Source organism: bacterium, from assembly GCA_036524115.1.
In the GTDB taxonomy this organism is placed as follows: Bacteria; JAUVQV01; JAUVQV01; order JAUVQV01; family DATDCY01; genus DATDCY01.
In genome coordinates this window covers 1-5,850 of record DATDCY010000337.1, presented here as the reverse complement: position 1 = coordinate 5,850, position 5,850 = coordinate 1, and the positions used below count along the sequence as shown (strand labels likewise).

Here is a 5,850-nt window from a genome sequence, read left to right as displayed (position 1 = left end):
TGACGGGCGCGCCCGCCGCGGTGCCCGCCGCCGCCCTCGCCGCGTCCGCCGGGGTGACCCTGCTCGAGGCCGCGTCGCTGAGCGTCTCCTTCGGCGGCGTGCGCGCCCTCGAGGGCGTCGACCTGCGTGTGCGCGCCGGGGAGATCGCGGCCCTCATCGGGCCCAACGGCGCCGGCAAGACGACGCTCTTCAACACCCTCACCGGCCTCTGCGCGCCCACGGCGGGCCGGATCGTCCTGCACCGCCCGGGGGACGGGGAGGTGTCGCTGCGCGGCCTCCCGCCGGACCGGGTCGTCGCGCTGGGCGTCGCGCGCACGTTCCAGAACATCCGTCTCTTCCCCGCGATGACCGCGCTCGAGAACGTCATGGTCGGCAGGCACGCGCGCACCCGCGCCGGCGTCCTCGGGGCGGTGCTGCGCGGCCCGGCCACGCGCGCGGAGGAGCGGGACATCGCCGCCGCCGCTGAAGCGCTGCTCGCGAAGGTCGGCCTCGCCGCCCTCGCGGGCGAGCGCGCGGGGAACCTCCCCTACGGCCTGCAGCGGCGCCTGGAGATCGCCCGCGCCCTCGCCACCGGGCCGCTGCTGCTGCTCCTGGACGAGCCGGCCGCCGGGATGAACCCGCGCGAGACCGCGGAGCTCGACGAACTGATCCGGCGGCTGCGCGACGAGGACGGCGTCACGGTCCTGCTCATCGAGCACGACATGCGCCTCGTCATGGGGCTCGCCGAGCGCATCGTCGTGCTCGACTCGGGCCGCCGCATCGCCGAGGGGACGCCGGCACAGGTGCGTGCGGACCCCGGGGTGATCCGCGCCTACCTGGGGGGCGCGTGAGCGACGCCGTGTTGTTGGAGCTGCGCGGCGTCGCCGCCGGCTACGGTGCGATCCAGGCGCTCGCCGGTGTCGAGCTCTCCGTGGGGGCGGGCGAGATCGTCACGCTCATCGGCGCCAACGGCGCGGGCAAGACCACGACGCTCATGGCGATCAGCGGCGTCGTCCGCGCGCGCGCCGGCGAGATCCTCCTGGAGGGGCGGCCGATCCATGGGCTCGCGCCGGCGGAGATCGTGCGCCTCGGTGTCGTCCAGGTTCCGGAGGGGCGCCGCATCTTCCCGCGGCTGTCGGTCGCCGAGAACCTGGAGATGGGCGCCTTCCTCCGCCGCGATCCGGCCGGGGTGCGCCGCGACCGCGAGGCGGTCTGGGCGCTCTTCCCGGTGCTGGCGGAGCGCCGCGCGCAGCCCGGCGGCACCCTCAGCGGCGGCGAGCAGCAGATGCTCGCCATCGGCCGGGCGCTCATGGCCGCGCCGCGGCTGCTGCTCCTCGACGAGCCCTCCCTGGGGCTGGCCCCCCTCGTGGTGCGGCAGATCTTCGAGACGATCGGGCGGATGAACCGCGAGCGGGGGACGACGATCCTCCTCGTCGAGCAGAACGCGCACCTTGCGCTCCAGGTGGCCCACCGCGGGTATGTCCTCGAGAACGGAAGCATCGGCCTGCGGGGCAGCGGCGCCGAGCTGCTCGCGGACCCCGACGTCCGGCGCGCATACCTCGGGCTCTGATGGTCGTCCCGCGGCACGCCGGGCATCTTGACGGCGCGCTGCGACGGGAGGAAACTGCTGCCCGTAACGCGGCTCCGGGCCGCGGGATGCGCTGGCCTCCGTGAGCGCGCGGGACGAGGGGGGATGCGATGTACGTGCCGCGGATGCTCGTCCTGGTCGCCCTTTCGCTCGGTGTCCTGGCCCCCGCGCCGCTGCGTGCCGTCGAGAGCGGCACGGCTCCCGTGCACACCCTCGCGATCATTCCCTTCTACGCTCCCGAGCGGATGTGGCAGCTCTACACGCCGTTCGTCGAGTACCTCGGCCGTGCGACAGGCGAGCCGTGGACGCTGAAGCTGGTCACCAGCCACGACGAGATGATCGCGGCCGTCTGCGCCGGGGAGGTTGACGTCGCGTTTCTCGGCCCGGTGCCGGCGGGTCGCGTGAACGCGCGCTGCGGCGCGGTCCCCTTCGTCGTCGCGCTCGGGAAGGACCTGCGGCCCGTCTACCGCGCGATGCTGCTGACCAGCGACCCCGCGGTGACGTCGACCGAGGGGCTGCGCGGCAGGAAGGTCGGCTTCTTCCGCGGCTCCACGGCGGCGCACATCGTTCCGCTGAGCATGCTGCGCGACGCCGGCCTCGGCCCCGGCTCCTTCGAGGAGGTCTACGCCGAGAGCCAGGACAAGCTGATGACGACGCTGCTCGAGCGCAAGATCGCGGGCGCGGGCGTCAAGGAGAACCTCTATCGCAAGTTCGAGAAGGAGCCCGTGCGCCTGCTCGAGGCCTCGGCGGAGTTGCCGAACTTCGCGTTCGTCGCGCTCCCCTCCCTGTCGCCGGCCGTCCGGGAGCGCCTCGCGGGCGCGCTGCTGCCGCTGCGCCCGAAGGAGCGCGCCGCAGACGCCGAGACGATGCGCGGCTGGGACGACGAGATCGCCAACGGCTTCGCCGCGCCGGCGCCGGAATTCCTCCCCGCGGTCCTGCGGCTGCGCGACATGTACGAAGCCGTGATGCATGAGAGCCGTTAAGGCCGGCCTGCTCACCCGGCTCCTGCTGCCCGCCCTGCTCCTGGTCGGCGGGCTCTCGGCCATGATGGTGGTCGCGCTCGTCTTCATCGCCCGGAGCGTGCGCGAGGACTACCACGAGTTCACGGTGCTCACGGTCAGCGGCAACGTCGGATTCGCCCTGGAGGTTGCGGCCCACGACCTGACGACCGCGCGGCTCGAGGGCAACCCGGTCGTGACCGAGGCCAAACAGCGCACGGTCGCTGGGGAGATCGGCGAGATCTGGTCGCGCGGCGGGCTCGGCGGCGTGATCTCCGGGACCGACGGCTCGCTGGTCCTGACGACGCTCGATCCCGCGGCGACGCGCGCCGTCGCAGCGCAGCGCGAGCCGGGCTACTGCACCGAGCGAGTCAATGGCGTGGAGCTGCACTGCAGCACGCTGGAGTTCCCGCTCTGGGGCTGGGTCGTGACCACCGTCGGGCGCCACGACGCCACGGCGGTGCTGCGGCGGGAGATCGCCTTCCTGCCGCTGTTCTTCGGAGCCGGGGCGGTTGTCCTGGCGGTGGCGCTCCTCGGGCTGCTCTGGGTCCAGCTGCGCCAGCCGCTGGGGGCGATGGTCGCGGCGCTCGACGAGGACCGCGAGGTCCCGGCCACGGGCACGGCCGAGTTCGACCGCATCGGCGCGGCGGTGAACGGGGCCCTCGAGCGCGTGCGCGAGCGCAGCCGGGACCTCTCGCGCGAGCTGGACCGCCGCCGCCGGGCGGAGGCGTCGCTGCAGGAGAAGGAGGAGCACATCCGCCTGCTGCTGCAGTCGACGGCCGAGGGGATCTACGGCGTGAACACGGCCGGGGTCTGCACGTTCTGCAACCCCTCCTGCCTGCGCCAGCTCGGCCTCGTCCGCGAGGAGGACCTGCTGGGCCGCAACATGCACGATCTCGTCCACCACACGCGCGCCGACGGGAGCCCCTATCCGGAGGCCGACTGCCGCATCTACCTCGCGTACCGGGAGGCCCGCGGCGTCCACGTTGCCGACGAGGTCTTCTGGCGCGCGGACGGGACGAGCTTCCCGGTCGAGTACTGGTCGCACCCCGTCGTCCAGGACGGGAGGGTCATGGGGGCGGTGGTCGCCTTCGTGGACATCAGCGAGCGGACGGTCCTCCAGCAGCAGCTGCTCCAGGCCCAGAAGATGGAGGCCATCGGCCGCTTCGCGGGGGGGATCGCCCACGACTTCAACAACATGCTCATGGCGATCGTCGGCTACGCCAGCCTCGGCCGGGAGCTGGCGGGCCGCGGCACCCGCCAGGAGCACTACTGCGACCAGGTGCTCGCGGCCGCGGAGAAGGCCGGGGAGCTGACGTGGCAGATCCTGGCCTTCAGCCGCAAGCAGGTGATGCAGATGGCGCCGGTGGACGTCAACGGCGTCATCCTCGGGATGGGCAAGATCATCGCGCGGCTGCTCGGCGAGGACATCCAGGTCAGCCTCAACCTCTCGGGCGGCCGGCTGGTGGCCGTCGCCGACAAGGGCCAGCTCGAGCAGGTGCTGATGAACCTGTGCACGAACGCCCGCGACGCGATGCCCGGCGGGGGTCGCCTGGTCATCGCCACGCGGGCCATGGCCTGCGACCGGGAGGCCGCGGCGGTGCATGGCCTGGACGCGCCGGGCCACTACGCGCTGATCGAGGTCGCCGACACCGGTGGCGGCATGGACGAGCGCACCCGCCAGCACATCTTCGAGCCCTTCTTCACGACCAAGGAGACGGGCAAGGGGACGGGCCTTGGCCTCTCGATCGTGCACGGCATCATCCGGCAGCACCACGGGCAGATCGGCGTCTACAGCGAGGTCGGCAAGGGCAGCACCTTCCGGCTCTACTTGCCGCTGACCTCCGCGGAGGTGGAGGAGTCCGCGGTGCCGCGCGCCCCTGAGCCGGTCCGCGGCGGCACCGAGACCGTGCTGCTGGCCGAGGACAACGAGAACGTGCGCGAGTTGGCGCAGAACGTGCTCCAGGGCGCCGGCTACCGCGTGCTCGCCGCATGCGACGGCGCGGAGGCGGTGCAGGTCTTCGCCGCGAACGCGGACGCGGTCGCGCTGTGCCTTTTCGACGTCGTCATGCCGCGCATGAGCGGGAAGGAGGCGCTGGAGGCGATCCGCGCGCGGTGCCCCGGCGTCCGGGCGCTCTTCATGAGCGGGCACGCCGCGGGCGTCCTGGGCGACGAGGCGGGCGGGGGACTCCAGGTCCCCGTGCTGCCCAAGCCGCTGTTGCCGACCGAGATGCTGCGGCGCGTGCGCCAGGCGCTCGATGCCTAGGGGGTGCCGCCGCGTGCCGCCCGCATGACTGCCCGGCTCGGGTGCCTTGCCCCGCCGCCCGCCGGCCCGCCCGTCGCGCTGCGCGGCCTGCTCCCGCACGAGATCCGCGAGCGCTTCGCGGCAGCCGGCCTCGAGGAGGGGGAGGCGCGGCGGATCTTCGCGGCCGCGGTCAACCGGTTCGCCGGTGACCTCTCGCGGGTGCGCGGGCTGCGGCGCGCGGCGCGCGAGGCGGTGGCGCGCGAGTCGCTGCTGGACGCGCCGGAGGTGCTCGAGCGGCGCGAGGCCGCCGACGGCTTCGTCAAGTACCTGCTGGCGCTCCGCGACGGCCTGCGCGTCGAGGCGGTGCGCATCCCCCTCGAGAAGCCCCGGGCCTCCATCTGCCTCTCCTCGATGGTCGGCTGCCCCCTGCGCTGCTCCTTCTGCGCGACCGGCCGCCTCGGCTTCTCGCGGGCGCTCGCCGCCGACGAGATCGTCGGCCAGTTCCTGCGCCTGCGCGCCGAGAGCCCGCGGCCGGTGACCGGCGCGGTCTTCATGGGCATGGGCGAGCCGCTGCTCAACTACGACGCGGTGCTGCGCGCCGCCTACGTCCTCTCCCAGCCGGGGGGCGGCGGCATCGCCGCGAAGGCGATCAGCATCGGCACCGCCGGCGTCGTGCCGGCGATCCGCCGCTTCACCGCGGAGGGCCACCCCTTCCGGCTCTTCGTCTCGATGACCGCGGCCACGAGCGCCAAGCGCCGCGCCCTGCTGCCGCACGAGGCGGCGTGGCCGGTCGAGGAACTGGCCGAGGCGATCCGCGAGCGCTCGCGCCTGAGGCGGGGGCGGGTCAACGTGGCGTGGGTCATGATCGCCGGGGTCAACACCGGCGACGAGGACGCCGCCGACCTGGCGCGGCTGCTGCGCGGCGTGCCGCTGATCCTGAACCTCATCGACGTCCAGGACCCGCTCGGGCGCTTCCGGCCGCCGGACGCCGCCGAGCGCGCGGCGTTCCGCGACGCCCTGACCGCGCGCCTGGGCCAGCC

Annotated in this window: 5 protein-coding genes; all 5 read left to right on the top strand. The window is 73.9% G+C overall.

Annotation, left to right across the window (positions count from 1 at the left end; translation table 11 throughout):
* The first annotated feature begins 53 nt into the window (after nt 1–53).
* Nucleotides 54–830 carry an ABC transporter ATP-binding protein gene (locus VI078_16760; GenBank protein ID HEY6000939.1) on the top strand — a complete coding sequence of 259 codons (777 nt, stop codon included), beginning with the start codon at nt 54–56 and terminating at the stop codon, nt 828–830.
* Between the two features lie 11 nt (nt 831–841).
* Entirely contained in the window at nt 842–1,549 is a 708-nt protein-coding gene (locus VI078_16755) for an ABC transporter ATP-binding protein (protein ID HEY6000938.1), read from the top strand.
* Nucleotides 1,550–1,677: 128 nt separating this feature from the next.
* Entirely contained in the window at nt 1,678–2,550 is an 873-nt protein-coding gene (locus tag VI078_16750) for a PhnD/SsuA/transferrin family substrate-binding protein (protein HEY6000937.1), read from the top strand.
* A complete protein-coding gene (locus VI078_16745) occupies nt 2,537–4,831 on the top strand; it encodes an ATP-binding protein (GenBank protein ID HEY6000936.1) in 2,295 nt (764 codons plus the stop codon). The genes VI078_16750 and VI078_16745 overlap by 14 nt, the downstream gene beginning before the upstream one ends.
* 24 nt (nt 4,832–4,855) lie before the next feature.
* The coding region (locus VI078_16740) for a radical SAM protein (protein ID HEY6000935.1) at nt 4,856–5,850 on the top strand (995 nt) is incomplete at its 3' end.

What these genes read in the sequence shown, in the direction of transcription:
- VI078_16745 (HEY6000936.1), top strand. Translation starts at nt 2,537, where the DNA reads ATGAGAGCCGTTAAGGCCGGCCTGCTCACCCGGCTCCTGCTGCCCGCC.
- VI078_16750 (HEY6000937.1), top strand. Translation starts at nt 1,678, where the DNA reads ATGTACGTGCCGCGGATGCTCGTCCTGGTCGCCCTTTCGCTCGGTGTC.